Genomic DNA, 25,120 nt, shown 5'->3' with positions numbered 1-25,120 from the left:
TTTCCTGCGGAAAAGGGATCTGACCCCGGAAGCAATCGGCTTTTGATTCTTTCTTTTGATCTTCCGTGGCTGGCGCACACGGAAACTGTCAGAGGCCGGGCGGGGTGGGTTGCGCAGGGGCGTGAGCCGCATGGATGCGGCGACCGAGCTTACATGGACGTACTTGCAGCGGCCCCTGCGCAGTCCATCCCGCCCGGCCAAGCACGGCTGTTGCTTTCACGCCCCCCAGCCAGCCACGAGGGGCTCCGCCGTTGGCCGTATCCGCGCCGAAGGCGCGATAATGACCGTATGGAAACTGTCCGCATCGCTACCCGCAAGAGCCCGCTCGCCCTCTGGCAGAGCGAACACGTCGCCGACCGCCTGCGCCAGGCCCACCCCGGCCTGCACGTGGAACTGGTGCCGATGAGCACCCGCGGTGACGAGGTGCTGGACCGCTCGCTGGCCGCCATCGGTGGCAAGGGCCTGTTCCTGAAGGAACTGGAGCTGGCCATGCTGCGGGGGGAGGCCGACTGCGCCGTGCACTCGCTGAAGGATGTGCCGATGGAACTGGACGCGCCCTTCGCGCTGCCGGCGATGCTGACTCGGCACGACCCGGCCGATGGTTTCGTCTCCAACCTGTACGCCTCGCTGGACGCGCTGCCGATCGGCGCGCGGGTCGGCACCTCGTCGCTGCGCCGCCAGGCCCAGCTGCGCGCGCTGCGCCCGGACCTGGAGCTGCTGGACCTGCGTGGCAACGTCAACACCCGCCTGGCCAAGCTCGACAACGGCGGCTACGACGCCATCGTGCTGGCGGTGGCCGGCCTCGAGCGCCTGGGCCTGGGCGAGCGCATCGTCGCGCGCCTGCAACCGCCGCAGTGGTTGCCGGCGCCAGCGCAGGGCGCGGTGGCGGTAGAGTGCGACGGAGGCAACACGCGCCTGATGGCGCTGTTCGCCACGCTTGATGACGCCGCCACGCGCGCCTGCGTGGAAGCCGAGCGGGCCATGAACCGCGCGCTGCATGGCAGCTGCCACGTGCCGGTGGCGGCGATCGCGCAGTGGCAGGGCGACGACCTGCACCTGCAGGGCCTGGTCGGCAGCGCCAGTGATGGCCGCGCCGTGCGTGCCGAAGCGGTGGGCCCGGCCCGTGATCCGGAAGCGCTGGGCCAGCGGGTGGCGAAGATGCTGCTGGATGCCGGTGCCGGCGAACTGCTGAACGTCTGAGGCACCGCAGGTAGTACCGGCCGCTGGCCGGCAACCTCATGCCGCCGATTGAACGCTGTTGCCGGCCAGCGGCCGGCACTACCGAAATGAAGAACGGGCGCCTTGGCGCCCGTTTCTTATTTGAACTTGTAGACCACGTTCATCGTGGTCAGCGTATCGGTCTTGCGCTTGTCGACAGCGACGTCGCTGTTGTAACGCGCCTGCCAGCCGGCCTTCAGCGCCAGGTGCTCGTTCATGCTCACCGAGACGCCGAAGTCGTTCTGGCCGAAGGTGTTGTACGAACCGGATTCGACCAGCAGCGTGTTCACCAGGTCGGTGTTGTCGGTCAGCGAGTATTTCAGGTCGAACTGGCCGCGGCCGATCATGCCGGTACGGGTGCGGTCATCCTCGGTGCTGTGGGTACGGCGCACGCCGGGGCCGATCTGCGCGTCGAAATAGAAGCGCTCGGTGTTCCACAGGCGGGTGCCGTAACCCAGACCGAACGAGCTCTGGCGGTCGTAGGTGGCGAAGTCGTCGCGCTCGGTACGCACCGTGGCCGTCAGCTGGCGGTGCTCGCCCAGCTGCAGCGCGCTGCCCGCACTGCCGGTGTAGCGGTTGGCAGTGGTGTTGCTGCGGCGGGTGGTGGTGCCGTCGTCGTTGGTCTCGGTCACCTTGGAGCTGGAGCGCAGGCCGAACAGGTCCATGCTGTGCACCCAGTCGCCGTCGGTGTAGCGCAGGCGCAGGCGGCCGTTGAAGCTCTCGGTGCTGCTGTTGCCGCGTGCCGAGGCAAAGCCGAGCTCGCCGCCGCTGCCGCTCCACGGCGAGGACATCGCCGCCAGTTCGGAGGCATCCTGCGCGTATGCGAGCGGCGCACACAGCAGCAGGGGGATCAGCAGGGACACGCGCAGGGACATCGAGGCTTCTCCGGAACGGTTAACAGCCGGTGATGATACTGGAAGCGTGATGGCGGTCCGAATCGATCCAAAGCGTGCTTCAGCGAACGTTGCCGCGATCGCCTATTCAGGGCAGATCGACACGCAATGCGGGGTCGTTGAAGCGCGAATAGCGCAGGCGCAGCTGGAAGCTGCGGCCATTGCTGCTGCCGCTGCGCACGATCTGGCGTGGCAGGCCCTGGGCATCCACCCAGTACTCCAGGCGTTCGCCGGGCTGGTTGCCGCGCAGCCGGTAGTGACGGGTCTCGACCCCGTCCAGCGCCTGGCTGCCGAGATCTTCGGCCTTCAGGTCGGCGGGCAGGGCGTCGGCCGGCAGCGGGTTGCGCCACTGCTCGAGCAGGCCGGGCGGGGCCGGCACCTGGCGGATCGCACCGTCGGCCTGCAGGAACAGGGTGTCGCCGATGATGGTCTGCGGCCCGGCCGGGGTCTCCACCCGGAAACGGTCGGGTGCAACGAAGTCCATGGCGCTGCGTACCCGCTGCGGCGCGCCCAGCACTTCCAGTTCGGCGTGGAAGCTGCGCAGGGCGGCGAAACGCTGGCTGGCACCCAGCACCGCCTGTGCCGGATCGGCGGCGGGTACCGGGGCCTCGGTGCCCGCCGGCGCCGGCGCGCGATCGCAGGCGGCCAGCAGCAGGCAGGCCAGCAGGGACAGGGCAGGCAACCGGCGCATCGGGCATTCCATGGGGTGGGGGCGACCACGATAGCCCAAACGTCCCACACAAGACCCGCGACTCGGACATAATCGGGGGTATGGACCGATACGAACGCATCACCGCCCTGCATCGTCTGCTCAAGTCCGCGCGCTATCCGGTGACGGTGGCGACGCTGCAGGACAAGCTCGGTTGTTCCCGTGCCACCGTCTACCGCGACCTGGCCTTCCTGCGCGATGCGCTGATGGCACCGATCGAGGGCGACGGCGAGGCCGGCTTCCGCTACCAGGCCGACGAGAGCGACCGCTTCGAGCTGCCCGGCCTGTGGCTCAGCTCGGAGGAGCTGCATGCCCTGCTGGCCTCGCAGCACCTGCTGGCGCGCACCGGCGGTGGCGTGCTGTCGTCGGTGCTGGCCCCGCTGCAGCAGCGCATCGAGAGCCTGTTGGCAGCCCAGGCCGGTGTCTCCAGCTGGCCGGTCGATCGCGTGCGGGTGATTCCGCACCGTGGCCGCAAGTTCGATGAAGGCAGCTTCCGCAGCGTGGCCTCGGCGGTGCTGGAGCGCCGTCAGCTGGCGTTCGAGTACCGCGCCCGCTCCACCGACGAGCCGACCAAGCGCACCGTCTCGCCGCAGCGCCTGACCCATTATCGCGACAACTGGTACCTGGATGCCTGGGACCATGACCGCGAGGCGCTGCGCAGTTTCGCGGTGGACCGCATCCACAAGGCACGGGTAATCGACAGTGCCGCCCGCGATGTCGCCGACAGCGAGCTGGACGAGCAGCTCGGCGCCAGCTATGGCATTTTTTCGGGTGCGCCGAAGGGCTGGGCGACCATCCTGTTCAGCGCCAAGGCTGCGCGCTGGGTGGCCGACGAGCACTGGCATTCCAAGCAGCAGGGTCGTTTCCTGGCCGATGGCCGCTACGAACTGAAGGTGCCGTACAGCGTCTCGCGAGAGTTGCTGATGGACGTGCTGCACTATGGTTCGGATGCAGAGATCATCGAGCCGATCATGCTGCGCGAGCAGGCCAAGGCGCTGCTTGAGCTGGCCCTGAGCAACTACGAAAAATCCTGACACTCCCCCCGAGAACCCCGTCCCCCATGAAGAAGACCCTGTTGCTGTCCCTGCTCGCCGCTGCGCTGGCCCTGGCCGCCTGCGGCAAGTCCGGCGAGCCCTCGCAGAAGCTGGTGGTGGCCGCCACGGCCGTGCCGCATGCCGAGATCCTTGAGGTGGTCAAGCCGATCCTCAAGCAGGAAGGCGTGGACCTGGACGTGCGCGTATTCAACGACTACGTGCAGCCCAACGACCAGCTGGTGCAGAAGCAGGTGGACGCCAACTACTTCCAGACCGAGCCGTACCTGGATGCCTACAACCGCGACCGCAAGACCGACCTGGTGAAGGTGATCGGCGTGCACATCGAGCCGTTCGGTGCGTACTCGCGCAAGGTCAAGTCGCTGGCCGAGCTGCGCGACGGTGCCGACGTGGTGATCCCGAACGATCCGAGCAACAACAGCCGCGCGCTGATCCTGCTGCACAAGGCTGGCGTGATCGAGCTGAAGGACCCGGCCAACGCGCTGTCGACCCAGCGTGACATCACCGCCAACCCGAAGAACCTGAAGTTCCGCGAGCTGGACTCGGCGATGCTGCCGCGCGTGCTGGACCAGGTCGATCTGGCCCTGATCAACACCAACTATGCGCTGGACGCCGGCCTCAACCCGACCAAGGATGCGCTGGCGATCGAGAGCAAGGATTCGCCGTACGTGAACTTCCTGGTCGCGCGCCCGGACAACAAGGACGACGCCCGTGTGCAGAAGCTGGCCAAGGCCCTGACCAGCCCGCAGGTGAAGGCCTTCATCGAGAGCAAGTACAAGGGCGCGGTGCTGCCGGCGTTCTGATTGCGGCTGATCTGTTGATTTGAATGGTGGGTGTCGACCTTGGTCGACACTGCCTTCCCTGTAGAGCCGAGCCCACGCTCGGCTCTGCTGCTTCCGGCATTTCACCAACGGCAGCCGAGCATCGCTCGGCTCTTCCGTGTCACTCCACGTGCCGCAGCAGGGCAGGGCATTGCAGTTTCAATCGACGTGGAAGGCGAGGGTGGCGGCAACCGCCTGCTGCCATCCCGCATACAGCTTCTCGCGCCGCGACACCTCCATCTGTGGCTCGAAGCGTCGGTCCAGGCCCCACTGTGCAGCGATCTGTTCGCGGCTGGACCAGAACCCGACGGCCAGGCCGGCCAGATAGGCCGCACCGAGCGCGGTGGTTTCGGTCAACCGCGGCCGCAGCAGCGGCACACCGAGGATGTCTGCCTGGAAGCCGGCCAGGAAGTCGTTGCCGATCGCGCCGCCATCAGCGCGCAGCTCGGTCAGTGCGATGCCCGCATCGGACTGCATGGCATCGAGCACGTCGCGGGTCTGGTAGGCCATCGCTTCCAGCGCGGCGCGCACGAAATGCGCCTTGCCCGTGCCACGGGTCAAGCCAAACATCGCACCGCGCACATCACTGCGCCAATAGGGCGCACCCAGACCGACAAACGCCGGCACCAGATAGGCGCCGCCGCTGTCGGGCACCTGCGCGGCCAGTGCCTGGCTGTCGCTGGCGCGTTCGATCATGCGCAGTCCGTCGCGCAGCCACTGCACCACCGAGCCGGCGATGAAGATCGAGCCTTCCAGCGCATACTCCACGCGCCCGTCCAGGCCCCAGGCAATGGTGGTCAGCAGGCCGTTGCGCGACCGTACCGCCTGCGCGCCGGTATGCATCAACATGAAGCAACCGGTGCCATAGGTGTTCTTGACCATGCCCGGCTGGAAACAGGCCTGGCCGAACAGTGCCGCCTGCTGGTCACCGGCGATGCCGGCGATCGGGATCGGGTGGTCGAAGAAGAACTGCGGCCGGGTGTGTGCGTACACCGCACTGGAGTCGCGCACCTGCGGCAGCATCGCGCGCGGGATGTCGAGCAGGGCCAGCAGATCGTCATCCCAGTCCAGCGTGTGGATGTTGAACAACAGCGTGCGCGCCGCGTTGCTGTAGTCGGTCACATGCGCCTGGCCGCCGCTGAGGTTCCACACCAGCCAGCTGTCGATGGTGCCAAACAGCAGCTCGCCACGTTCGGCGCGCTGCTGCGCACCTTCCACGTGGTCGAGGATCCAGCGCACCTTGGTCGCAGAAAAATAGGCATCGATCAGCAGGCCGGTCCGCTCGCGGATCAGCGCTTCATGGCCTTCGGACTTCAGTCGTTCACAGATGGCGTGGCTCTGCCGCGATTGCCAGACGATGGCGTTGTGGATCGGCTGGCCGGTGGCACGGTCCCAGACCACGGTGGTTTCGCGCTGGTTGGTGATGCCCAGTGCGGCGATATGGCGCGGGTCGATCTGCCCGCGACTGAGCAGTTCGGTCAGCGTGGCATAGACGCTGGTGAGGATCTCGCGCGGGTCATGCTCGACCCAGCCGGGTTGCGGGAAGATCTGCGCGAACTCGCGTTGCGCGCTGCCGATGATGTCGCCGGCACGGTCGAACAGGATCGCGCGCGAACTGGTGGTGCCCTGGTCGATGGCCAGCACGTAGCGGGGCGTCATGCAGCGTCTCCGGTAGAGCAGTCAGGGTAACTTACCTTTCTCTCTGTAGAGCCGAGCCATGCTCGGCTGCATTTGCACAACGCAGCCGAGCATGGCTCGGCTCTACAGAGTGGAGTGTTCGATCCACGCCTGCAGCCGTGTCACCTGCGCAGCGTCCAGCCGCAACCCCAGCTTGCTCCTTCGCCACAGCACGTCCTCGGCAGTGCGCGCCCACTCTTGCTCGCGCAGAAAGGCCACTTCCCGGGCATGCAGGCCGCCGCCAAACGCCTCGCCAAGATCGTGCAGGCCCCGTACACCCTGCAGCAGTTCCGCGCTGCGACTGCCATAGGCCCCGGCCCAGCGTCGCGCGATACCTGCGGGCAACCAGGGTGCCGATACCTGCAGATGCGCGCCCGCCTGCGCGGCGTCGCCCCAGTCGCTGCCTGGCAGCGGGTCCCCGTCTGCTGTCCACGCCGCTCCCATCTGCGGCAGGGCGGGCCGCAGCAGCTCCAGCGCTTCCTCGGCCAGCACCCGGTAGGTGGTCAGCTTGCCGCCCAGCACATGCAGCGCCGGTGCCGGGTCCACCTGGAGCTGCAGGCGGTAATCGCGGCTGAGTCTTGCCGCGCGCGGATCGGGATCAGCCAGCAGCGGGCGGACACCGGCGAACTGCCAGACCACATCTTCCGGCGCGATGGGTTCATGCAGGTAGCGGTTGGCCGCTTCGCACAGGTACGCCACCTCTGAAGGCAGCACGCCGCAGCGCGCCGGGTCGCCGCGATAGTCGGTGTCGGTGGTGCCAACCAGCAGGTGGTCGTGGGCGAAGGGCAACAGGAACACCACGCGTCGATCGGGTTGCTGCAGCAGGCACGCGCTGTCATCGGGCCAGGGCCGGCGCAGGACGATGTGGCTGCCTTGTACCAGCCGCAGCGCGGGGCCGCCACTGCGTGCCTCCATCCGTTCCAGCAGGCCGCCGGCCCACGGCCCTGCCGCATTGGCGACGGCGCGCGCGGTCACCTGCTGCTGGCCATCAGCGGATTCCAGCACCGCCTGCCACCGGCCCTGCAAGGGCTGCAGGTCGATGCAGCGGCTGCGCACACGCACCTGTGCGCCCCGCTGCGCGGCATCCAGGGCGTTGAGCAGCACCAGTCGCGCGTCATCGACCTGCGCGTCGGCGTAGCTGAAGGCCTGCCGCAGATCCGGGGAAAGCCAGGGGCCGAGCGGATCGCGCTGAAGGTCCAGGGCGCGCGAGGCGGGAAATGCCGGGCTGCGACGGCCCAGGTGGTCATACAGCCACAGTCCCGCGCGTAGCATCCAGCGTGGGCGCAGATGGGGTTCCCACGGCAGCACGAAGCGCAATGGATGGACCAGATGGGGCGCCTGCCGGCGTACCACCTCGCGTTCGCCCAGCGCCTTGCGCACCAGCCCGAGCTCGCCCTGTTCCAGGTAGCGCAGGCCGCCGTGGATCAGCTTGCTGCTGGCGCTGGAGGTATGCGCGGCCAGGTCGTGCTGCTCGCACAGCAGCACGCGCAGGCCGCGGCCGCTGGCGTCACGGGCGATGCCGGCACCGTTGATGCCGCCACCGATCACCAGCAGGTCGACGTCGTCCATCGTGTCTCCGCGTCCTGTGTCTGTAGAGCCGAGCCGCGCCACCATTGACCGTGGGCGCCATTGAACGTAACGCATCGCAATGCGCGCGGAGCCCGCCGCTCGACTCGGGATAGGGGGCTTGGCTCGACTCTACAAAAAGGCAGTCGAGCATGGGCTCGACTCTACAGAACGCCGGTGACGGAAACGACGACGGGCCCCGAAGGGCCCGTCGCGTTGCATCAGTGAAGCAGGTGCAGCCTGGATCAGAAGCGGGCGCCGATGCCGAAGCCGACGGTCCACGGATCCATCTTGGCTTCGCCGATCTTCTCGCCGCCAACCTTGATGTCCGGGCGGGCGCGCATGTAGCGGGCGTCAGCACGGGCAAACCAGGTGGAGTTGATGTTCATGTCGACGCCGACGGTGCCGATCACGCCCTTGGCATCCTTGAAGCGGATGTCGGTGTCAGCGCCGTTGCCCAGCTTCTCGTTGCTGAAGCTCGACTGGTAGTAGCCGACGCCCACGAACGGACGGAACACGTTGTCAGCCTGGCCGAAGTGGTACTGGCCGCTCAGCGCGACCGGCTGCTGCTCGACCGAGCCCAGGCGGGCGTTGTTCGGGCCCTTGAACTTGTTGTCGAACTTGTCAGCGGCGCCCCACAGTTCAACGGCCCAGTTGTCGTTGATGTAGTAGCTGAAGCTGACGGTCGGCGCCGGACCACCATCGGTCTTCTTCACGCCGGAGATCGGGTCGTTCTTCGGTTCCAGCAGCGAGATGCCGCCAACAACGGCAAAATGCTTGCCCGACGCGGTGTCGGTGCTGCTGCTGTCCTGGGCGAAAGCGGCCGGCGCGAAGGCGGCGGAGGTCAGCAGGGCGAGACTCAGGATACGGATGGAGCGCATGGGGGTATCTCCTAATGTTTCTTGTTTTGGGCCCCCGGTTGCGGGGCGAGCACACCGTAGTCGCCCCAACATGAATCGAATCCGACGCACGTTAAAAAATAGTTTTCCTTGTTCAGCGACGGGTACGGAACGCCTGTATTCATGGGGTTTCTGGCGCTCGGGGACATTCATGCAGTTGGAGAAGATGTGAGCACAGCAACGTTGTGCATTGGCCTGCAAGCGCAGGTGAACGTGGAGTGCCGGGTGCTGCTGCTGGGCTCGATGCCGGGCGTGGCGTCCCTGCAGGAGCAGCGCTATTACGCCCATCCGCGCAACCGCTTCTGGCCGCTGATGGCCGACATCTGTGGTTTCGACGCGGATCTGGCCTACGCCGCGCGGCTGCAGGCATTGAATGCCGCGGGCATCGGTCTGTGGGATGTGATCGGTCGCTGCGAGCGCCGAGGCAGCCTGGACGCGGACATCGTGCGTGGCACGGAAGTGGCCAATGCACTGCCGGAACTGATCGCCACGTTGCCTGAGCTGACGCTGATCGGCTGCAATGGCGCTGCATCATGGCAGGCGTTCCAGCGCTGGGTGCTGCCGCAGCTGGAGGCCCCGCCACAGGTGGTTGCATTGCCCTCGACCAGCCCGGCCAATGCGGCGTGGTCGTTGCCGCGCCTGCGCCAGGCCTGGCAGCCGGTTGCAGACGCACTGGCGACATGAAGCGGACATCGTCCGGACAATACGCTACCGACTGGTCGCGGCCGGGACCCGTGGGCAACAGCCTGTCCCGGCTGCGTGCGTACTGAAAACACCTGTAACGGTTGGCGCTGGACCCCGCTGGCCGCACAATAGACGTTTCCCTACACCAGATTGCCGGAGTTATCCCCATGGCCGAAATCAAGGAAGCACTTGTCCCCGATATCGGTGACTACAGCGATATCCCGGTAATCGAGGTGCTTGTCGCCGTCGGCGACACGGTCAAGAAGGACCAGGGCCTGGTGACGCTGGAAAGCGACAAGGCGACGATGGAAGTGCCGTCCTCGGTGGCAGGCGTGGTCAAGGAACTGAAGGTCAAGGTGGGCGACAGCCTGTCCGAAGGCAAGGTCGTGGCGCTGATCGAAGTGGCCGAAGGCGAAGCCGCCGCGCCGGCCGCCGCCGCACCGGCACCGGCCAAGTCCGCTGCCCCGGCTGCCGCCACCCAGAGCGCGCCGGCCCCGGCCGCCGCTGCGGCGGCCGCTCCGGCCACTCCGGCCGCCAGCGGTGGCGCAGTGGAAGCGCTGGTGCCGGACATCGGCGACTACGCCGGCATCCCGGTCATCGAAGTGCTGGTCGCCGTCGGCGACACGGTCAAGAAGGACCAGGGCCTGGTCACGCTGGAAAGCGACAAGGCCACGATGGAGGTGCCGTCGTCAGTGGCCGGTGTGGTCAAGGAGATCAAGGTCAAGGTGGGCGACAACCTGTCGCAGGGCGACGTGGTTGCCATCATTGATGCCGAAGGCGCTGCCGCGCCGGCACCGACCAAGGCGGCGGCTGCCGCTGCTCCGGCTGCCGCCGAGACCGCCACCGAGGTCGAGCCGGTCGCTGTGCCGGCACAGCCGGACAAGCTGGCGGCGCGCGAGATCGCTTTGGCCGGCACCCCGTCCAGCCCGCCGGTGCAGTTCAACGCCGATGGCGTGCTGCCGGCCAAGGTGCCGTACGCCACCCCGGCGGTGCGCGTGTTCGCCCGCGAGCTGGGCGTGGACCTGCTGCAGATCAACGGCACCGAGAAGGGGGGCCGCATCACCAAGGCTGACGTGCAGAAGTTCGTCAAGGCCGCACTCAGTGGTGGTGTGCCAGCAGCTGCCGGTGGCGCCGTCGCCGCCGGTGGTGGCCTGAACCTGCTGCCGTGGCCGAAGGTCGACTTCAGCAAGTTCGGCGAGACCGAAGTCCAGCCGCTGTCGCGCATCAAGAAGATCTCCGGCGCGAACCTGGCCCGCAACTGGGCGATGATCCCGCACGTCACCCAGTTCGAACAGGCCGACATCACCGACCTGGAAGGCCTGCGCGTGGCGCTGAACAAGGAAAACGAGAAGGCCGGCATCAAGCTGACCATGCTTGCCTTCCTGATCAAGGCCAGCGCCGCGGCGCTGAAGAAGTTCCCGGAATTCAACGCCTCGCTCGACGCCAGCGGTGAGAACCTGACCCTGAAGAAGTACTTCCACATCGGCTTTGCCGCCGATACGCCGAACGGCCTGGTCGTGCCGGTCATCCGCGACGTGGACAAGAAGGGCGTGGTGCAGATCGCGCAGGAAACCGGCGAGCTGGCCAAGAAGGCGCGCGACGGCAAGCTGGGCCCGGCCGACATGAGCGGCGGCTGCTTCTCGATCAGCTCGCTGGGCGGCATTGGCGGCACCGCGTTCACTCCGATCGTCAATGCACCGGAAGTGGCCATCCTGGGCGTGTCCAAGTCCTCCATCCAGCCGGTCTGGAATGGCAAGGAGTTCGCGCCGAAGTTGATGCTGCCGCTGTCGCTGAGCTACGACCACCGCGTCATCGACGGCGCTCTGGCCGCACGCTTCACCACGTACCTGTCGCAGGTGCTGGCCGACATGCGCCGCGTGCTGCTGTAAGGCATCGCTTCGCCCCCACCGTGCGGCCGCTGCCCCTGGCGCGGCCGCGTGAACAGATGCAGTGACAGCCCGCCGGCCATGCCGGCCGGGCACAAGGAAAACCACCATGGCCACGATTGAAGTCAAGGTTCCCGACATCGGCGATTACAGCGATGTGCCGGTGATCGAAGTGTTGGTCGCCGTCGGCGACACGGTGAAGAAGGACCAGGGCCTGGTGACCCTGGAGTCGGACAAGGCCACCCTGGAAGTGCCGTCCTCGGCGGCCGGCGTGGTCAAGGAGATCAAGGTCAAGCTGGGCGATACCCTGTCCGAAGGCGCCGTGGTCGTGGTGCTGGACGCTGAAGGCGCCGCCGATGCCCCCGCCAAGGCCGCTGCGCCGGCTCCGGCTGCGGCCGCTCCGGCCAGCAAGCCGCCGGTGACCCCCTCGCACCGCGCCCCGGCCGAGCCGGTGGCACCGAAGCCGGCGCTGTCCAGTGGCAAGCCGGCCGACATCGAATGCGAAATGGTCGTGCTGGGCTCCGGCCCGGGCGGCTACACCGCCGCCTTCCGCGCCGCCGACGTCGGCCTGGATACGGTGCTGGTCGAGCGCTACGCCAGCCTCGGCGGCGTCTGCCTCAACGTCGGTTGCATTCCGTCCAAGGCGCTGCTGCACGCTGCCGCGGTGATCGACGAAGTGGCCCACGCCGGCGATTTCGGCGTCGAGTTCGGCAAGCCGACCATCACCCTGGACAAGCTGCGCCAGTACAAGGAAAAGGTCGTCAACCAGCTGACCAAGGGCCTGGCCGGCATGGCCAAGCAGCGCAAGGTCCGCAACGTGCAGGGCGTCGGCAGGTTCATCTCGGCCAACGAACTGGAGATCACCGCCGCAGACGGCAGCACCCAGCTGCTGCGCTTCCAGAAGTGCATCATTGCCGCTGGTTCGCAGGCGGTGAAGCTGCCGAACTTCCCGTGGGACGACAAGCGCGTGATGGATTCCACCGACGCGCTGGAGCTGGCCGAAGTGCCGGGCTCGCTGCTGGTCGTCGGCGGCGGCATCATCGGCCTGGAAATGGCCACTGTGTACAGCGCACTGGGCAGCAAGGTCACCGTGGTCGAGTTCATGGACCAGCTGATGCCGGGCGCCGACAAGGACCTGGTCAAGCCGCTGGCCGACCGCCTGAAGAAGCAGGGCATCGAAGTGCACCTGAAGACCAAGGCCTCGGGCGTCACCGCCGATGCCAAGGGCATCACTGTGACCTTCGAGGCGGCCGAGGAAGGCCAGGCGCCGGCGCTGGCGCAGGGCACTTTCGACCGTGTGCTGGTGGCCGTCGGGCGTTCGCCGAACGGCAAGAAGATCGATGCCGAGAAGGCCGGTGTGCAGGTCACCGAGCGTGGCTTCATCCCGGTTGATCGCCAGATGCGCACCAACGTGCCGCACATCTTTGCCATCGGCGACATCGTCGGCAACCCGATGCTGGCGCACAAGGCAACGCACGAAGGCAAGCTGGCTGCTGAAGTGGCTGCTGGCCACAAGAAGGAATGGGTCGCCCGTGTGATTCCGTCGGTGGCCTACACCAACCCGGAAATCGCCTGGGTGGGCGTGACCGAGACCGAAGCCAAGGCCAAGGGCCTGAAGGTCGGCGTGGCCAAGTTCCCGTGGGCCGCCAGCGGCCGCGCGATCGGCATCGGTCGCACCGAGGGCTTCACCAAGCTGATCTTCGATGAGGAGACCCACCGCATCATCGGCGGCGCGATCGTCGGCGTGCATGCCGGTGACCTGCTGGCCGAGATCGGCCTGGCCATCGAGATGGGTGCCGAAGCCGAAGACATCGGCCACACCATCCATGCGCACCCGACGTTGAGCGAATCGGTGGCGATGGCCTCGGAAATCTACGACGGCACGATCACCGATCTGTACATGCCGAAGAAGAAGTAAGGCGCCCGCGCCGTTCCGAACGAAAAGCCCCGGCATCTACCGGGGTTTTTTTGTTGAGCTTCGATCACTCTCATTGCGAGCGTTCGGGCCGCTGCGTGGGTGGCCGGCGTCTGGACAAATGTCCCCCGTCGTCCGCCTGCGGCGGTCGCCTCCTCCTTTACTTTGTCCAGACGCCGGCCACCCACGCAGCGGCTCGGCTTGCGGGTAGTCGAGAGCCACTGCCTGGGCCGCCTGGATGCCTGACACGCGGAGGGAGCGGGGGCTGGGTGCGAAGTAAAGGAGGAGGTGACGGCCGCAGGCCGGCGCCGGGGGACATTCGCAGCCAGCCCCCGCTCCCTCCAGCGCTCGACCACGCCTGCGTCTACGGTAACTGCCACCGCGAAGGTCTGGGCCGCTGCGCAGGTGGCAGGCGTCTGGACAAATGTCCCCCGTCGTCCGCCTGCGGTGGTCGCCTCCTCCTTTACTTTGTCCAGACGCCGGCCACCCACGCAGCGGCTCGGCTTGCGGACAGTCCAGAGCCACTGCCTGGGCCGCGTGGATGCCTGATGCGCGGGGGGAGAGGGGCTTGTGTGCGAAGTAAAGGAGGAGGTGACGGCCGCAGGCCGGCGCCGGGGGACATTCGCACGCAAGCCCCTCTCCCCCCGCGCTCGGCCAACCTGCTTCTCTGCTCGACGATGCCACAAAAAACGCGGCCCCGATGTTCCGGAGGCCGCGCCAGGAGAGAGAGAGCCGTGGAAGGGGCGGGTGTCAGAACACGAAGCTGACGCCGGCCACCGGGCCCTTGAATTCCTGCTTCAGGCCGATGGTGCCGTCGCTGCCCTTCTTGTCCGCATCGAGCTTGAACCAGTCGTAGCCGGCGAACACACCGAAGTTCCTGGTGAAGCGGTAATCGACGATGGCGTTGGCGCGGCTCAGATCGCCCTTGTAGTCATCGAAGCTGCCCCAGCGCGTGTTGAGGTACTGGCCCTGCAGGGTGATCATCCACTTCTCGGACGGGGTGAAGCTCAATCGCGCACCGACCACTGGCGCCACGCCGTCGGTCTTCTCGTTGAGGAACTGGCCTTCGTACACGGTGCCGAGGTCGGCGTAGGCCTTGGTGCTGACCTTGGCGTACTCGGCACCCAGCTGCAGGCCGAGGTCGAACGTATCGGTGTCCACCACCGAGTAGTCATAGACCAGGCTGGCCACCTGGTACTTCAGTTCGCCCTTGACGAAGCTGCCGGACGGCACGTTGACGTCACCGAAGGAGATGTCCTGGCCGAGGGTCTCGCGGCGGTCCTTGTCGTACTTGAAATAGTTGAACAGCAGGCGCTGGCGGTTGCTGATGCGGAACATGCCGTCAATGCGCGGCTCCCACTCCTTGCCACCCAGCTTGAAGTCCTCGGAGAAACCGATGTCCTGCCCGGCGACATTGGTCTTGCCGCGGAGCGTGTTGTCCGAGTCGATGTTCATCGCACCCAGGCGCAGGGCAAAGCGGTCGTCGCCTTCGGCGGCGTGGGCAGCGGTGGCGAACGAGGCGCCGGCGGCGATCAGGGAGAGAGCGAGCAGGGTGGGTACGGGGCGCATCGAAGAGTCCTTGCAGTGGTTCATCAGAATGAAGACCACTGTGCCGGACAGGCCCGTCCACCATCCGTGAACGTATGGTCCACGGCATGTGCACGGTTCAGTGCTGTCGCGACGATGCAAAAAGATGGCCCCGGAGACGGGCTTCGGGGCCATCGTGGGACCTGCGGGGTGGAGCCGACGAGGATGCTGCGGGCAGGTCGAAAGATCGGACCCGCGCATCCGGCGAAAGTTCCTCGCCTGCGACCAAAGTTCAATACTGCGGTGCAGCATCATGCGGACGTCATTGTCCCCCGGGTGGTACGCAAAAATGTAACCGTTACCGCAACTTGCGGCTTCCCGGGATGAACAGGCAGCGGTTGTCTCGCAAATTGTCCCATTGCTATAATTTGGCGGCTCGATGAGGCCCCCCTGCTGTAGCCGCCTCAGCCTTCCACTTGCAACCACGCGGGACGTCCTGTGCTGAACTCCGTTGATGCGGGTCGGCGACTGATGCTGCGCGCCGCGGTCTACCCGCTGGCCGCGGTCGCTGTCCTGGCCCTGGCCTTCCTGCTGGTCGGTCCGAAATATGCCCTCGGCGCGCTGGCGTCCGGTGTGGCCATTTCGGCCGGTGGCTGGGTGGCGGCAAGGATGGCGCTGGGGGGTGGTGCGGTGGCCGCAGGATCGGCGATGGCTCGCCTGATCATTGCGATCGTGGCCAAGTGGGTCGTGGTTTTCGGCGTCCTGCTGGTGGGGTTCCTGGTCTTCAAGCTGCCTGCATTGGCGCTGTTGGCCGGTATCGCCGTCGGCTTGATGTTCCAGGTCCTGGCGATGGCCAGGCGTTGACAGAATTCAATTAACTGAAGGTTCCGGACACATGGCGGGCGAGGCTCTAACCCCTACCAGCTACATCCAGCATCACCTGCACAACCTGACCGCGCCGGTCGGCAAGGGTGAGGGTATGTTCTGGCATATCCACGTCGATACCTTCCTCACCGCGGTCCTGATGGGCCTGGTGATCGTTGTGGCGTTCTGGCTGGGCACCCGCAAGGCCACCGCCGGCGTACCGGGCAAGTGGCAGGCCTTCGTCGAGATCTGCCTGGAGTTCGTCGACCGCCAGGCCAAGGACACCTACCACGGCAAGAGCAAGCTGGTCACGCCGATCGCCATCACCATCTTCTTCTGGATTCTGCTGATGAATCTGCTGAAGATGATCCCGGCCGATTTCATCGCCAAGCCGCTGGAATGGGCGGGCGTGCACTACTGGAAGCCGGTCCCGACCGCTGACGTCAATGCCACCCTGGGCATGGCCATCAGCGTGTTCTTCCTGATGCTGTTCTTCGCACTGAAGTCGAAGGGCCTGGGCGGCTTCATCAAGGAATTCCTGACGGCGCCGTTCGGCAAGTGGATGATGCCGTTCAACCTGATCCTCAACATCGTCGAGTGGCTGAGCAAGCCGATCTCGCTGGCGATGCGACTGTTCGGCAACATGTTCGGCGGCGAAATCGTGTTCCTGCTGATCTGGGTGCTGGGTGGTGCCGGTTTCTTCGGTGCCATTGCCGGTGGTGTGTTCGGCCTCGGCTGGATGCTGTTCCACCTGCTGGTGATCCCGCTGCAGGCCTTCATCTTCATGATGCTGTCGATCGTGTACCTGAGCCTGTCGGAAGACGCTCACTGAGTTTCAAGCTTCAACGCGTTTCAACCTTCATCCGTTTCATCACCCTTAGCAACTTAAGTTCCTGGAGATAACCATGTACTTCGCCGTCCTGACCAACTTCGCGCAGATTCAGAGCTCCACCGCCCTTGCCGTCGGCATCATGATCGGCCTGGCCGCGCTGGGCGCCGGTCTGGGTCTGGCCATCATGGCTGGTAAGTTCCTGGAGTCGGCCGCCCGCCAGCCGGAACTGATCCCGGTCCTGCAGGTCCGCATGTTCATCACCGCCGGCCTGATCGACGCCGCGTTCATCATCTCGGTCGCCGTTGGCCTGCTGCTGGCCTTCGCCAACCCGCTGTCGGCTGCCTTCGCTGGCGCCGTCACCAAGGCTCTGGCCGGCTGATACAGCGGTTTGAGACGACCGGGTGCTGATGCACCCGGTTTCGGATGAAGGCCGGATGTGCCGCTTCGGCGGCGCGTCCACCCCGAAACCAGCGATCGAGCTAACCATGAATATCAATTTCACCCTTCTTGCGCAGGCGCTGGCCTTCGCTGGTCTGATCTGGATCATCGCGACCAAGATCTGGCCGCCGCTGATGAACGCGATCGAAGAGCGCCAGCAGAAGATTGCTGAAGGCCTCGCTGCTGCCGACCGCAGCCAGAAAGATCTGGCCCAGGCGCAGGAGAAGGTCAACGAAGCGCTGAAGGAAGCCCGCACCAAGGCCAACGAGATCATCGATCAGGCCCATGCGCGTGCCAACCAGATCGTTGATGCTGCCCGCAACGAAGCGATCACCGAAGCCACCCGTCAGAAGGAACTGGCCCAGGCTGAAATCGACGCCGCCGCCAACCGTGCCCGTGAAGATCTGCGCAAGCAGGTGTCCGCGCTGGCCGTGACCGGTGCCGAAAAGCTGCTCAAGCGCGAAATCGACGCCAACGCCCACAAGGCGCTGCTCGACGAGCTGGCCTCGGAGATCTAAGGATGAGCCAGGCCCTCACGCTTGCCCGCCCGTACGCCCGCGCCGCGTTCGCGACCGCGCGCGACGAAGGCGCGTTCGCGCCGTGGTCGGACGCCCTGGCGTTCTCCGCCCACGTCGCCGCCGACCCGCGCGTGGCGGCCCTGCTCGCCAACCCGGAGCTGGGTCGTGACGACGCCGTCGCCCTGCTGGCGCCGGTGTCCCACGGCGAGACCTACTCGCGCTTCCTGGCCATCCTGGCCGAATCGCATCGTCTGCCGCTGCTGCCGGAAATCTCCGGCATGTTCGACGCCCTGCGCGCCGAAGCCGAGCACGTGGTCAAGGCCACCGTCACCTCGGCTGCCGAGCTGTCGGCCGGCGAGCTGGACGCGATCAAGGTCGCGCTGCGCAAGCGCTTCAACCGCGAGGTCGACGTGACCACTGCGGTCGATGCTTCGCTGATCGGCGGCGCCGTGATCGACGCCGGCGACGTGGTCATCGATGGTTCGCTGAAGGGCAAGCTGGCCCGTCTGCAGACCGCGCTCGCTAACTGAATTCATTTAACGTCCGGCCCCGCTGCCGGCACTAGGACTTGACGATGGCAACCACGCTCAACCCCTCCGAAATCAGCGAACTGATCAAGAACCGCATCGAGAAGGTCAAGCTGGCCGCGGAATCGCGCAACGAAGGCACCGTGACCAGCGTGTCCGACGGCATCGTGCGCATCTTCGGTCTGGCCGACGTGATGCAGGGCGAAATGATCGAACTGCCGAACAACACCTTCGCCCTGGCCCTGAACCTGGAGCGCGACTCGGTCGGCGCCGTGGTCCTGGGTGACTACGAGCACCTGCGCGAAGGCGACGTCGCCAAGACCACCGGCCGCATCCTGGAAGTGCCGGTCGGTCCGGAACTGCTGGGCCGCGTCGTGAACGCGCTGGGCGAGCCGATCGACGGCAAGGGCCCGCTGGGCACCGACCTGACCGCTCCGGTGGAGCGCGTTGCTCCGGGCGTGATCTGGCGCAAGTCGGTCGACCAGCCGGTGCAGACCGGTTACAAGTCGGTCGACTCGATGATCCCGATCGGCCGTGGCCAGCGCGAGCTGATCATCGGTGACCGCCAGACCGGCAAGACCGCCATGGCGATCGATGCGGTGATCAACCAGAAGGGCACCGGCATCAAGTGCGTCTACGTTGCGATCGGCCAGAAGGCGTCGACCATCGCCAACATCGTGCGCAAGCTGGAAGAGAACGGCGCGCTGGCCCACACCATCGTGGTCGCCGCGACCGCTTCCGAATCGGCTGCCATGCAGTACATCAGCGCCTACTCGGGCTGCACCATGGGTGAGTACTTCATGGACCGCGGCGAAGACGCGCTGATCGTGTACGACGATCTGTCCAAGCAGGCTGTCGCCTACCGCCAGATCTCGCTGCTCCTGAAGCGCCCGCCGGGCCGCGAAGCCTACCCGGGTGACGTGTTCTACCTGCACTCCCGTCTGCTCGAGCGTGCAGCCCGCGTGTCCGAGGAATATGTCGAGAAGTTCACCGAAGGCAAGGTCACCGGCAAGACCGGTTCGCTGACCGCGCTGCCGATCATCGAAACCCAGGCCGGCGACGTGTCCGCCTTCGTTCCGACCAACGTGATCTCGATCACCGACGGCCAGATCTTCCTGGAAACCGATCTGTTCAACGCCGGCATCCGCCCGGCCGTGAACGCCGGTATCTCGGTGTCGCGCGTCGGTGGCTCGGCCCAGACCAAGATCATCAAGAAGCTGTCGGGCGGCATCCGTATCTCGCTGGCCCAGTACCGTGAACTGGCTGCCTTCGCGCAGTTCGCCTCGGACCTGGACGAAGCGACCCGCAAGCAGCTGGAGCGTGGCCAGCGCGTCACCGAGCTGATGAAGCAGAAGCAGTACGCGCCGATGTCGATCGCCAACCAGGCGCTGTCGATCTACGCCGTCAACGAGGGTTACCTCGACGACGTGCCGGTCAACAAGCTGCTGGCGTTCGAAGAAGGCCTGCACGCCCACTTCGCCAATACCCAGGGCGAGCTGATCAGCAAGGTCAACGCTACCGGCGGTTGGGACAACGACATCGAAGGTGCCTTCAAGAAGGGCATCGCCGAGTTCAAGACCACCGGCAGCTGGTAATCGCGGTCCTGTAGAGCGGAGCCACCGGCTCCGCTGGACCAGATGACAAACGGTTGAACAACGCGGGGCATCAGCCCCGCGCCACGGGAAACAAGAGATGGCAAGCGGACGCGAAATCAAAACCAAGATCAAGAGCGTGCAGAACACCCGCAAGGTGACGCGCGCCCTGGAAATGGTCTCGGCCTCCAAGATCCGCAAGGCGCAGGATCGGATGAAGACCTCGCGTCCGTACGCGCAGGCGATGAAGCAGGTGATCGGTCACCTGGCCCAGGCCAGCACCGACTACCAGCATCCGTTCCTGGTCGAGCGTGAGCAGGTCAAGCGGGTCGGTTTCATCGTGATCTCCTCCGATCGCGGTCTGGCCGGCGGCCTGAACAACAACCTGTTCCGCAAGATGCTGGGCGAAGCCAAGGCATGGCAGGACAAGGGTGCCGAAGTGGACCTGGTGACCATCGGCCAGAAGGCATCGACCTTCTTCCGCCGCGTGAAGGTCAACATGGTCGGCAGCGTGACCCACATCGGCGACGTGCCGAAGCTGGAATCGCTGATCGGTGTGATCAAGGTCATGCTCGACGCCTTCACCGAAGGCAAGATCGACCGCGTTTACCTGGTCTACAACCGCTTCGTGAACACCATGGTGCAGAAGGCCAGCTTCGATCAGCTGCTGCCGCTGCCGCCGGCCGAGAAGCAGGTCGCTCACCACGACTGGGACTACCTGTACGAACCCGATGCCGCGACCGTGCTGGAGCACGTGATGACGCGTTACATCGAGTCGCTGGTGTACCAGGCACTGCTGGAAAACGTCGCCTCCGAGCATGCCGCACGCATGGTTGCGATGAAGGCGGCGAGCGACAACGCCAACAAGCTGATCGGCACTCTGCAGCTCGTCTACAACAAGGCGCGCCAGGCAGCGATCACCCAGGAAATCTCCGAAATCGTCGGCGGCGCGGCAGCAGTCTGACCGCGTTCGTTCAAAGCACACATTAGAGGATGCAGCAATGAGTCAGGGCAAGATCGTTCAGATCATCGGCGCGGTCGTCGACGTCGAATTCCCGCGTGAATCGGTGCCGAAGGTGTACGACGCACTGAAGGTCGAAAACACCGAGATCACCCTCGAAGTCCAGCAGCAGCTGGGCGACGGCGTGGTGCGTACCATCGCCCTCGGTTCCACCGACGGCCTGAAGCGCAACCTGGTTGCCGTCAACACCGGCCGCGGCATTTCGGTGCCGGTCGGCGCCGGCACCCTGGGCCGCATCATGGACGTGCTGGGCCGTCCGATCGACGAAGCCGGCCCGGTCGCTGCCAGCGACAACTGGGAAATCCACCGCGCTGCGCCGTCGTATGAAGACCAGTCCCCGGCCACCGAGCTGCTGGAAACCGGCATCAAGGTCATCGACCTGATGTGCCCGTTCGCCAAGGGCGGCAAGGTCGGCCTGTTCGGCGGCGCCGGCGTCGGCAAGACCGTCAACATGATGGAGCTGATCAACAACATCGCCAAGGCGCACAGCGGCCTGTCCGTGTTCGCCGGCGTGGGTGAGCGTACCCGTGAGGGCAACGACTTCTACCACGAAATGAAGGACTCCAACGTCCTGGACAAGGTGGCGATGGTGTACGGCCAGATGAACGAGCCGCCGGGCAACCGCCTGCGCGTCGCGCTGACCGGCCTGACCATGGCCGAGTACTTCCGCGACGAGAAGGACGAAAACGGCAAGGGCAAGGACGTCCTGTTGTTCGTCGACAACATCTACCGCTACACCTTGGCCGGTACCGAAGTGTCGGCACTGCTGGGCCGTATGCCGTCCGCGGTGGGTTACCAGCCGACCCTGGCCGAGGAAATGGGCGTCCTGCAGGAGCGCATCACCTCGACCAAGAACGGCTCGATCACCTCGATCCAGGCCGTCTACGTTCCCGCGGACGACCTGACCGACCCGTCGCCGGCGACCACCTTCGCCCACCTGGACTCGACCGTCACCCTGTCGCGTTCGATCGCCTCGCTGGGTATCTACCCGGCCGTCGATCCGCTGGACTCCACCAGCCGCCAGATGGATCCGCTGGTGATCGGCCACGAGCACTATGACACCGCCCAGCGCGTCCAGCAGACCCTGCAGAAGTACAAGGAACTGAAGGACATCATCGCGATCCTGGGCATGGACGAACTGTCCGAAGAGGACAAGCAGGCCGTGTCGCGCGCCCGTAAGATCGAGCGCTTCTTCAGCCAGCCGTTCCACGTGGCCGAAGTGTTCACCGGTTCGCCGGGCAAGTACGTGCCGCTGAAGGACACCATCCGTGGCTTCAAGGCCATCGTCGATGGCGAGTACGACCACCTGCCGGAGCAGGCGTTCTACATGGTCGGCGGCATCGAAGAAGCGGTCGAGAAGGCCAAGAAGATGGCCGAGAAGGCCTGATCCGGGACGGGCGGGAGCGATCCTGCCCGACCTGACGCCGGCGCCGGGCAACCGCCCGCGCCGGTGGACCCCCACGGTGGCATTGCGCCGCCGCGAACAGCGAAGAGATTTGCATGAGCACGATCCGTTGCGACATCGTCAGCGCCGAGCAGGAAATCTTCCGTGGCGAAGCGACCCTGGTCGTGGCCACCGGTGAGCTGGGTGAACTGGGCATCGCGCCCAAGCACGCGCCGCTGATCACCCGCCTGAAGCCGGGCAAGGTGGTGGTCACCACGCCGAACGGCGAGCAGCTGGATTTCGCCATCTCCGGCGGTATCCTGGAAGTGCAGCCGCAGGTGGTGACCGTGCTGGCCGACACCGCGATCCGCGCGCAGGACATCGACGAAGCCTCGGTCCGCAAGGCCAAGGAAGAAGCCGAACGCATCCTGGCCAACCGCGGCGAAGCGATGGAAGTGGCCGAAGCCCAGCAGAAGCTGGCTGAAGCCGTCGTCCAGCTGCAGGCACTGGAACGCCTGCGCAAGAATCTCAAGCACTGAGGTTCGCGCTGCATCCACGAGAACGCCGGCCCTGTGCCGGCGTTTTTGTTTGGGGCGGGGCAGGGCCGATTGGGTAGAGCCGACGGGGTAGAGTCGACTGTCAGTCGACTACCGCGCGCAGCTCGGGATTTTCGCGACCTCACGGAAGAGCAGTCGACTGACAGTCGACTCTACCGTTCCGGTTCCCGCCCCCAATCCGGCATCCCGATTCCCGCCTCGTCTCAGCGATACACCACGTAGCGCATCAACAGGAACGACACGCATGCCAGCCCGCCTTCCACCAGCGGCTTGGCCAGCCACGTGAATTGCAGGCCCAGCGCCTGGTCGACCAGGCTGACCAGCAGCGTGCTCGTCGCCGTCAGCAGCAGCCACAGCCCGAAGAAACGTGCAAAGCGCTTCCATCCCAGCTTGCGGGTGCCGGCCTCGGCAAAGGTGTAGCGGCCGTTGAGCCAGAAGCCCAGCAGCATGCCGGCCAGGCGACCGGCGATGTTGGCCGGCGCGACCGGCATGCCCAGCGCGGTGGCGACCACGAACACCAGCCAATCGACCAGCAGCTGCACGAGCCCGATCACGAGGTAGGTGCTTCCCTGGCGGAGCAGGCTCATCGGCGTGGTGAAGGAGGAGGGATGCCCATGTTAACGGCCCACGCTCTAGAATCACCGGCAACGAACTACGGACTGCTGCTCCCATGACCCAAGCCCTGCACGTCATCATCCTCGCCGCCGGCGCCGGCAAGCGCATGAAGTCGGTGCTGCCGAAGGTGCTGCAGCCGATCGCCGGCCAGCCGATGCTGGCGCACGTGATCGATACGGCCCGCGAGCTGCAGCCGGCGGCCATCCACGTGGTTTACGGCCATGGTGGCGAGGCGGTGCGTCAGTACTTCGCCGGCCAGCCCGACCTGCAGTGGGCCGAACAGGTCCAGCAGCTCGGTACCGGCCACGCAGTGGCGCAGGCAATGCCGCAGGTTCCCGATGCCGCGCAGGTGCTGGTGCTGTACGGCGATGTGCCGCTGATCCGCGCGCAGACCCTGCGCGACCTGCTGGCGCAGCCGGGCCGGCTGGCAGTGCTGGTGGCCGATGTCGATGACCCGACCGGGTACGGCCGGGTGCTGCGCGATGCAGAGGGCAAGGTGGGCTCCATCGTCGAGCAGAAGGACGCCACCGACGACCAGCTGCGCGTGCGCACGATCAACACCGGCATCATCGCCGCAGAGTCGACCGCGCTGCGCCGCTGGTTGTCGCAGCTGTCCAACAGCAATGCGCAGGGCGAGTACTACCTTACCGATGTGTTCGCGTTCGCCGCGCATGAGTACACCCCGGCCGAGATGGCCCTGGTCGCCGATGCACAGGAGGCCGAGGGGGCGAATGATCCATGGCAGCTGTCGCAGCTGGAGCGCGCCTGGCAGCGGCGTGCGGTGCGTGCACTGTGCGCTCAGGGCGCGCGCGTGCGTGACCCGGCACGACTGGATATCCGTGGCACCGTCACCGTGGGCAGCGATGTACTGATCGATGTCGACGTTGTTCTTGAAGGCAACGTCGTGCTCGGTGACGGCGTTACCGTAGGCCCGTTCAACCGGCTGAAGGACGTCAACCTGGGGCCCGGCACCGAAGTGCGCGCGCATTGCGACCTGGAAGGCGTGGTGACCGAAGGTGCCGCGCAGATCGGCCCGTTCGCACGCTTGCGGCCGGGTACCGTGCTGGCCGATGGCGTACACGTCGGCAACTTCGTCGAAACCAAGAAGGTCACCCTCGGCGTCGGCAGCAAGGCCAACCATCTCACCTACCTGGGTGACGCGGTGATCGGCAGCAGGGTGAACATCGGTGCCGGCACCATCACCTGCAACTACGATGGCGTGAACAAGTCGACCACCACCATCGGCGACAACGCCTTCATCGGCTCCAACAGCTCGCTGGTGGCACCGATCACCATCGGCGAGGGCGCGACCATCGCTGCCGGGTCGGTCATCACCCGCACCGCGCCGGACGGCAAGCTGACGCTGGCACGTGCACGACAGGAAACCATCGATGGCTGGAAGCGCCCGGTCAAGAAGTCCTGAGCCACGGGTTCCGCGCACCGATGAGCTGGGTGTGCTGCCGGCGATCGAACAACGTGCCGGCGAACTGCTGAGGGGTCACGAGGCCTATCCGGTGTTTGCCAGCCACGGCCTGGACCTGCCGACGCTGCAGGAAGGCCTTGAGCGTGGGCAGCTGTGGGTGGTGGATGGCGCCGCCGGCGGTGTTGCCGGCTACCTGCTGGCCGGCGACCTGGCAGGCGAGTTCCATGTCCTGCAGATGGATGTGGATCCAGCGCACGCGCGTCGTGGCCATGGCCGTGCATTGCTGCGGCATGCCTTGGCGCAGGCCAGGGCCACTGGCTTTGCTGCAGCGGTGCTGACCACCTTGAGCGATGTGCCGTGGAATGCAGCCTTCTACGCCAGCGAAGGGTTCGAGGTAGTGCCCGAGGCGCAGTGGAGCGAGGGCCTGCGCGCGGTGATGGCCGAAGAGGCCGCGCTGGGATTTCCAATGCATCTGCGGGTGGCGATGCGGCAGGTCTGGTAG

24 protein-coding genes are annotated in these 25,120 nt (G+C 66.0%); 17 read left to right on the top strand and 7 right to left on the bottom strand.

All coding sequences use genetic code 11. From position 1 onward, the window contains the following. Positions 1-288 precede the first annotated feature (288 nt). Positions 289-1,200, top strand: a complete 912-nt coding sequence (gene hemC / locus ACM0O9_RS12080) for a hydroxymethylbilane synthase (RefSeq protein ID WP_065196509.1) — start codon at positions 289-291, stop codon at positions 1,198-1,200. 116 nt (positions 1,201-1,316) lie between these two features. Here hemC and ACM0O9_RS12075 read toward each other — a convergent pair whose 3' ends face one another. Both ACM0O9_RS12075 and ACM0O9_RS12070 read right to left on the bottom strand, forming a co-directional pair. After that, positions 1,317-2,093, bottom strand: coding sequence for a DUF481 domain-containing protein (locus ACM0O9_RS12075; RefSeq protein WP_005419541.1), 777 nt, complete (start codon positions 2,091-2,093; stop codon positions 1,317-1,319). A gap of 106 nt (positions 2,094-2,199) precedes the next feature. Next, positions 2,200-2,802: a LolA-like protein gene (locus ACM0O9_RS12070; protein WP_069139700.1), complete on the bottom strand. Its 603-nt coding sequence runs from the start codon at positions 2,800-2,802 to the stop codon at positions 2,200-2,202. A gap of 80 nt (positions 2,803-2,882) precedes the next feature. Here ACM0O9_RS12070 and ACM0O9_RS12065 point away from each other — a divergent pair, with 80 nt between their 5' ends. Further along, positions 2,883-3,854, top strand: coding sequence for a helix-turn-helix transcriptional regulator (locus ACM0O9_RS12065; RefSeq protein WP_005419539.1), 972 nt, complete (start codon positions 2,883-2,885; stop codon positions 3,852-3,854). A 26-nt stretch (positions 3,855-3,880) separates the two neighbouring features. Beyond that, positions 3,881-4,675: a MetQ/NlpA family ABC transporter substrate-binding protein gene (locus ACM0O9_RS12060; RefSeq protein ID WP_095378260.1), complete on the top strand. Its 795-nt coding sequence runs from the start codon at positions 3,881-3,883 to the stop codon at positions 4,673-4,675. Positions 4,676-4,852: 177 nt separating this feature from the next. Here ACM0O9_RS12060 and glpK read toward each other — a convergent pair whose 3' ends face one another. The 3 genes from glpK to ACM0O9_RS12045 form a co-directional block, all read right to left on the bottom strand. Then, the gene (glpK, locus tag ACM0O9_RS12055) at positions 4,853-6,352 is read right to left on the bottom strand and encodes a glycerol kinase GlpK (protein ID WP_065178005.1); all 1,500 of its coding nucleotides are present in this window, start codon (positions 6,350-6,352) and stop codon (positions 4,853-4,855) included. A 102-nt stretch (positions 6,353-6,454) separates the two neighbouring features. Then, positions 6,455-7,939, bottom strand: a complete 1,485-nt coding sequence (glpD, locus tag ACM0O9_RS12050) for a glycerol-3-phosphate dehydrogenase (RefSeq protein WP_171955783.1) — start codon at positions 7,937-7,939, stop codon at positions 6,455-6,457. Positions 7,940-8,181: 242 nt separating this feature from the next. Continuing rightward, positions 8,182-8,817, bottom strand: a complete 636-nt coding sequence (locus ACM0O9_RS12045; RefSeq protein ID WP_005419535.1) for an OmpW/AlkL family protein — start codon at positions 8,815-8,817, stop codon at positions 8,182-8,184. Between the two features lie 186 nt (positions 8,818-9,003). Here ACM0O9_RS12045 and ACM0O9_RS12040 point away from each other — a divergent pair, with 186 nt between their 5' ends. The 3 genes from ACM0O9_RS12040 (at position 9,004) to lpdA (ending at position 13,323) form a co-directional block, all read left to right on the top strand. Continuing rightward, positions 9,004-9,519, top strand: a complete 516-nt coding sequence (locus tag ACM0O9_RS12040; RefSeq protein ID WP_065178007.1) for a DNA-deoxyinosine glycosylase — start codon at positions 9,004-9,006, stop codon at positions 9,517-9,519. Between the two features lie 167 nt (positions 9,520-9,686). Continuing rightward, entirely contained in the window at positions 9,687-11,408 is a 1,722-nt protein-coding gene (gene aceF / locus ACM0O9_RS12035; RefSeq protein ID WP_414603823.1) for a dihydrolipoyllysine-residue acetyltransferase, read from the top strand. A 106-nt stretch (positions 11,409-11,514) separates the two neighbouring features. Beyond that, positions 11,515-13,323: a dihydrolipoyl dehydrogenase gene (lpdA, locus tag ACM0O9_RS12030; protein ID WP_065178009.1), complete on the top strand. Its 1,809-nt coding sequence runs from the start codon at positions 11,515-11,517 to the stop codon at positions 13,321-13,323. A 747-nt stretch (positions 13,324-14,070) separates the two neighbouring features. Here the strand turns inward: lpdA and ACM0O9_RS12025 are convergent. Next, positions 14,071-14,889, bottom strand: coding sequence for a hypothetical protein (locus ACM0O9_RS12025; RefSeq protein WP_005419516.1), 819 nt, complete (start codon positions 14,887-14,889; stop codon positions 14,071-14,073). 456 nt (positions 14,890-15,345) lie between these two features. Here ACM0O9_RS12025 and ACM0O9_RS12020 point away from each other — a divergent pair, with 456 nt between their 5' ends. From ACM0O9_RS12020 to ACM0O9_RS11980, 9 genes are all read left to right on the top strand, one after another. Then, complete coding sequence (locus tag ACM0O9_RS12020) at positions 15,346-15,711, top strand: hypothetical protein (protein ID WP_014648497.1); 366 nt, start codon at positions 15,346-15,348, stop codon at positions 15,709-15,711. 31 nt (positions 15,712-15,742) lie between these two features. Next, entirely contained in the window at positions 15,743-16,543 is an 801-nt protein-coding gene (gene atpB / locus ACM0O9_RS12015) for a F0F1 ATP synthase subunit A (RefSeq protein WP_005411134.1), read from the top strand. Positions 16,544-16,616: 73 nt separating this feature from the next. Beyond that, the gene (gene atpE, locus ACM0O9_RS12010; protein ID WP_005411133.1) at positions 16,617-16,922 is read left to right on the top strand and encodes a F0F1 ATP synthase subunit C; all 306 of its coding nucleotides are present in this window, start codon (positions 16,617-16,619) and stop codon (positions 16,920-16,922) included. Positions 16,923-17,028: 106 nt separating this feature from the next. Further along, complete coding sequence (locus ACM0O9_RS12005; protein ID WP_005419512.1) at positions 17,029-17,499, top strand: F0F1 ATP synthase subunit B; 471 nt, start codon at positions 17,029-17,031, stop codon at positions 17,497-17,499. A 2-nt stretch (positions 17,500-17,501) separates the two neighbouring features. Then, a complete protein-coding gene (locus ACM0O9_RS12000; RefSeq protein WP_005411131.1) occupies positions 17,502-18,029 on the top strand; it encodes a F0F1 ATP synthase subunit delta in 528 nt (175 codons plus the stop codon). A 44-nt stretch (positions 18,030-18,073) separates the two neighbouring features. Continuing rightward, complete coding sequence (gene atpA / locus ACM0O9_RS11995) at positions 18,074-19,621, top strand: F0F1 ATP synthase subunit alpha (RefSeq protein WP_005419511.1); 1,548 nt, start codon at positions 18,074-18,076, stop codon at positions 19,619-19,621. 97 nt (positions 19,622-19,718) lie between these two features. Then, positions 19,719-20,582 (top strand): F0F1 ATP synthase subunit gamma, encoded by an 864-nt coding sequence (atpG, locus tag ACM0O9_RS11990; RefSeq protein ID WP_005411129.1) that lies wholly within the window; start codon positions 19,719-19,721, stop codon positions 20,580-20,582. A 37-nt stretch (positions 20,583-20,619) separates the two neighbouring features. Next, entirely contained in the window at positions 20,620-22,026 is a 1,407-nt protein-coding gene (gene atpD / locus ACM0O9_RS11985; protein WP_005419510.1) for a F0F1 ATP synthase subunit beta, read from the top strand. Positions 22,027-22,139: 113 nt separating this feature from the next. Then, positions 22,140-22,562, top strand: coding sequence for a F0F1 ATP synthase subunit epsilon (locus ACM0O9_RS11980; RefSeq protein ID WP_005419509.1), 423 nt, complete (start codon positions 22,140-22,142; stop codon positions 22,560-22,562). 221 nt (positions 22,563-22,783) lie between these two features. On the opposite strand, the gene ACM0O9_RS11975 is transcribed toward ACM0O9_RS11980, so the two are convergent. Then, on the bottom strand, positions 22,784-23,167 hold the full coding sequence (locus ACM0O9_RS11975; protein WP_005419508.1) for a GtrA family protein: 384 nt from the start codon (positions 23,165-23,167) through the stop codon (positions 22,784-22,786). An 83-nt stretch (positions 23,168-23,250) separates the two neighbouring features. Between ACM0O9_RS11975 and glmU the strand changes: the two genes are divergently transcribed. Next, positions 23,251-24,618, top strand: coding sequence for a bifunctional UDP-N-acetylglucosamine diphosphorylase/glucosamine-1-phosphate N-acetyltransferase GlmU (glmU, locus tag ACM0O9_RS11970; protein WP_065186211.1), 1,368 nt, complete (start codon positions 23,251-23,253; stop codon positions 24,616-24,618). Next, complete coding sequence (locus ACM0O9_RS11965; RefSeq protein ID WP_053497585.1) at positions 24,587-25,120, top strand: GNAT family N-acetyltransferase; 534 nt, start codon at positions 24,587-24,589, stop codon at positions 25,118-25,120. The genes glmU and ACM0O9_RS11965 overlap by 32 nt, the downstream gene beginning before the upstream one ends.

It is taken from the genome of Stenotrophomonas sp. FR012, assembly GCF_047520565.2.
GTDB lineage: Bacteria > Pseudomonadota > Gammaproteobacteria > Xanthomonadales > Xanthomonadaceae > Stenotrophomonas > Stenotrophomonas sepilia.
The sequence above is the reverse complement of the archived record's forward strand: the minus strand, read 5'-3'. Positions and strand labels throughout refer to the sequence as shown.

What these genes read in the sequence shown, in the direction of transcription:
- hemC (WP_065196509.1), top strand. Translation starts at nt 289, where the DNA reads ATGGAAACTGTCCGCATCGCTACCCGCAAGAGCCCGCTCGCCCTCTGG.
- ACM0O9_RS12075 (WP_005419541.1), bottom strand. Translation starts at nt 2,093, where the DNA reads ATGTCCCTGCGCGTGTCCCTGCTGATCCCCCTGCTGCTGTGTGCGCCG.
- ACM0O9_RS12070 (WP_069139700.1), bottom strand. Translation starts at nt 2,802, where the DNA reads ATGCGCCGGTTGCCTGCCCTGTCCCTGCTGGCCTGCCTGCTGCTGGCC.
- ACM0O9_RS12065 (WP_005419539.1), top strand. Translation starts at nt 2,883, where the DNA reads ATGGACCGATACGAACGCATCACCGCCCTGCATCGTCTGCTCAAGTCC.
- ACM0O9_RS12060 (WP_095378260.1), top strand. Translation starts at nt 3,881, where the DNA reads ATGAAGAAGACCCTGTTGCTGTCCCTGCTCGCCGCTGCGCTGGCCCTG.
- glpK (WP_065178005.1), bottom strand. Translation starts at nt 6,352, where the DNA reads ATGACGCCCCGCTACGTGCTGGCCATCGACCAGGGCACCACCAGTTCG.
- glpD (WP_171955783.1), bottom strand. Translation starts at nt 7,939, where the DNA reads ATGGACGACGTCGACCTGCTGGTGATCGGTGGCGGCATCAACGGTGCC.
- ACM0O9_RS12045 (WP_005419535.1), bottom strand. Translation starts at nt 8,817, where the DNA reads ATGCGCTCCATCCGTATCCTGAGTCTCGCCCTGCTGACCTCCGCCGCC.
- aceF (WP_414603823.1), top strand. Translation starts at nt 9,687, where the DNA reads ATGGCCGAAATCAAGGAAGCACTTGTCCCCGATATCGGTGACTACAGC.
- lpdA (WP_065178009.1), top strand. Translation starts at nt 11,515, where the DNA reads ATGGCCACGATTGAAGTCAAGGTTCCCGACATCGGCGATTACAGCGAT.
- ACM0O9_RS12025 (WP_005419516.1), bottom strand. Translation starts at nt 14,889, where the DNA reads ATGCGCCCCGTACCCACCCTGCTCGCTCTCTCCCTGATCGCCGCCGGC.
- atpB (WP_005411134.1), top strand. Translation starts at nt 15,743, where the DNA reads ATGGCGGGCGAGGCTCTAACCCCTACCAGCTACATCCAGCATCACCTG.
- atpE (WP_005411133.1), top strand. Translation starts at nt 16,617, where the DNA reads ATGTACTTCGCCGTCCTGACCAACTTCGCGCAGATTCAGAGCTCCACC.
- ACM0O9_RS12005 (WP_005419512.1), top strand. Translation starts at nt 17,029, where the DNA reads ATGAATATCAATTTCACCCTTCTTGCGCAGGCGCTGGCCTTCGCTGGT.
- ACM0O9_RS12000 (WP_005411131.1), top strand. Translation starts at nt 17,502, where the DNA reads ATGAGCCAGGCCCTCACGCTTGCCCGCCCGTACGCCCGCGCCGCGTTC.
- atpA (WP_005419511.1), top strand. Translation starts at nt 18,074, where the DNA reads ATGGCAACCACGCTCAACCCCTCCGAAATCAGCGAACTGATCAAGAAC.
- atpG (WP_005411129.1), top strand. Translation starts at nt 19,719, where the DNA reads ATGGCAAGCGGACGCGAAATCAAAACCAAGATCAAGAGCGTGCAGAAC.
- atpD (WP_005419510.1), top strand. Translation starts at nt 20,620, where the DNA reads ATGAGTCAGGGCAAGATCGTTCAGATCATCGGCGCGGTCGTCGACGTC.
- ACM0O9_RS11980 (WP_005419509.1), top strand. Translation starts at nt 22,140, where the DNA reads ATGAGCACGATCCGTTGCGACATCGTCAGCGCCGAGCAGGAAATCTTC.
- ACM0O9_RS11975 (WP_005419508.1), bottom strand. Translation starts at nt 23,167, where the DNA reads ATGAGCCTGCTCCGCCAGGGAAGCACCTACCTCGTGATCGGGCTCGTG.
- glmU (WP_065186211.1), top strand. Translation starts at nt 23,251, where the DNA reads ATGACCCAAGCCCTGCACGTCATCATCCTCGCCGCCGGCGCCGGCAAG.
- ACM0O9_RS11965 (WP_053497585.1), top strand. Translation starts at nt 24,587, where the DNA reads ATGGCTGGAAGCGCCCGGTCAAGAAGTCCTGAGCCACGGGTTCCGCGC.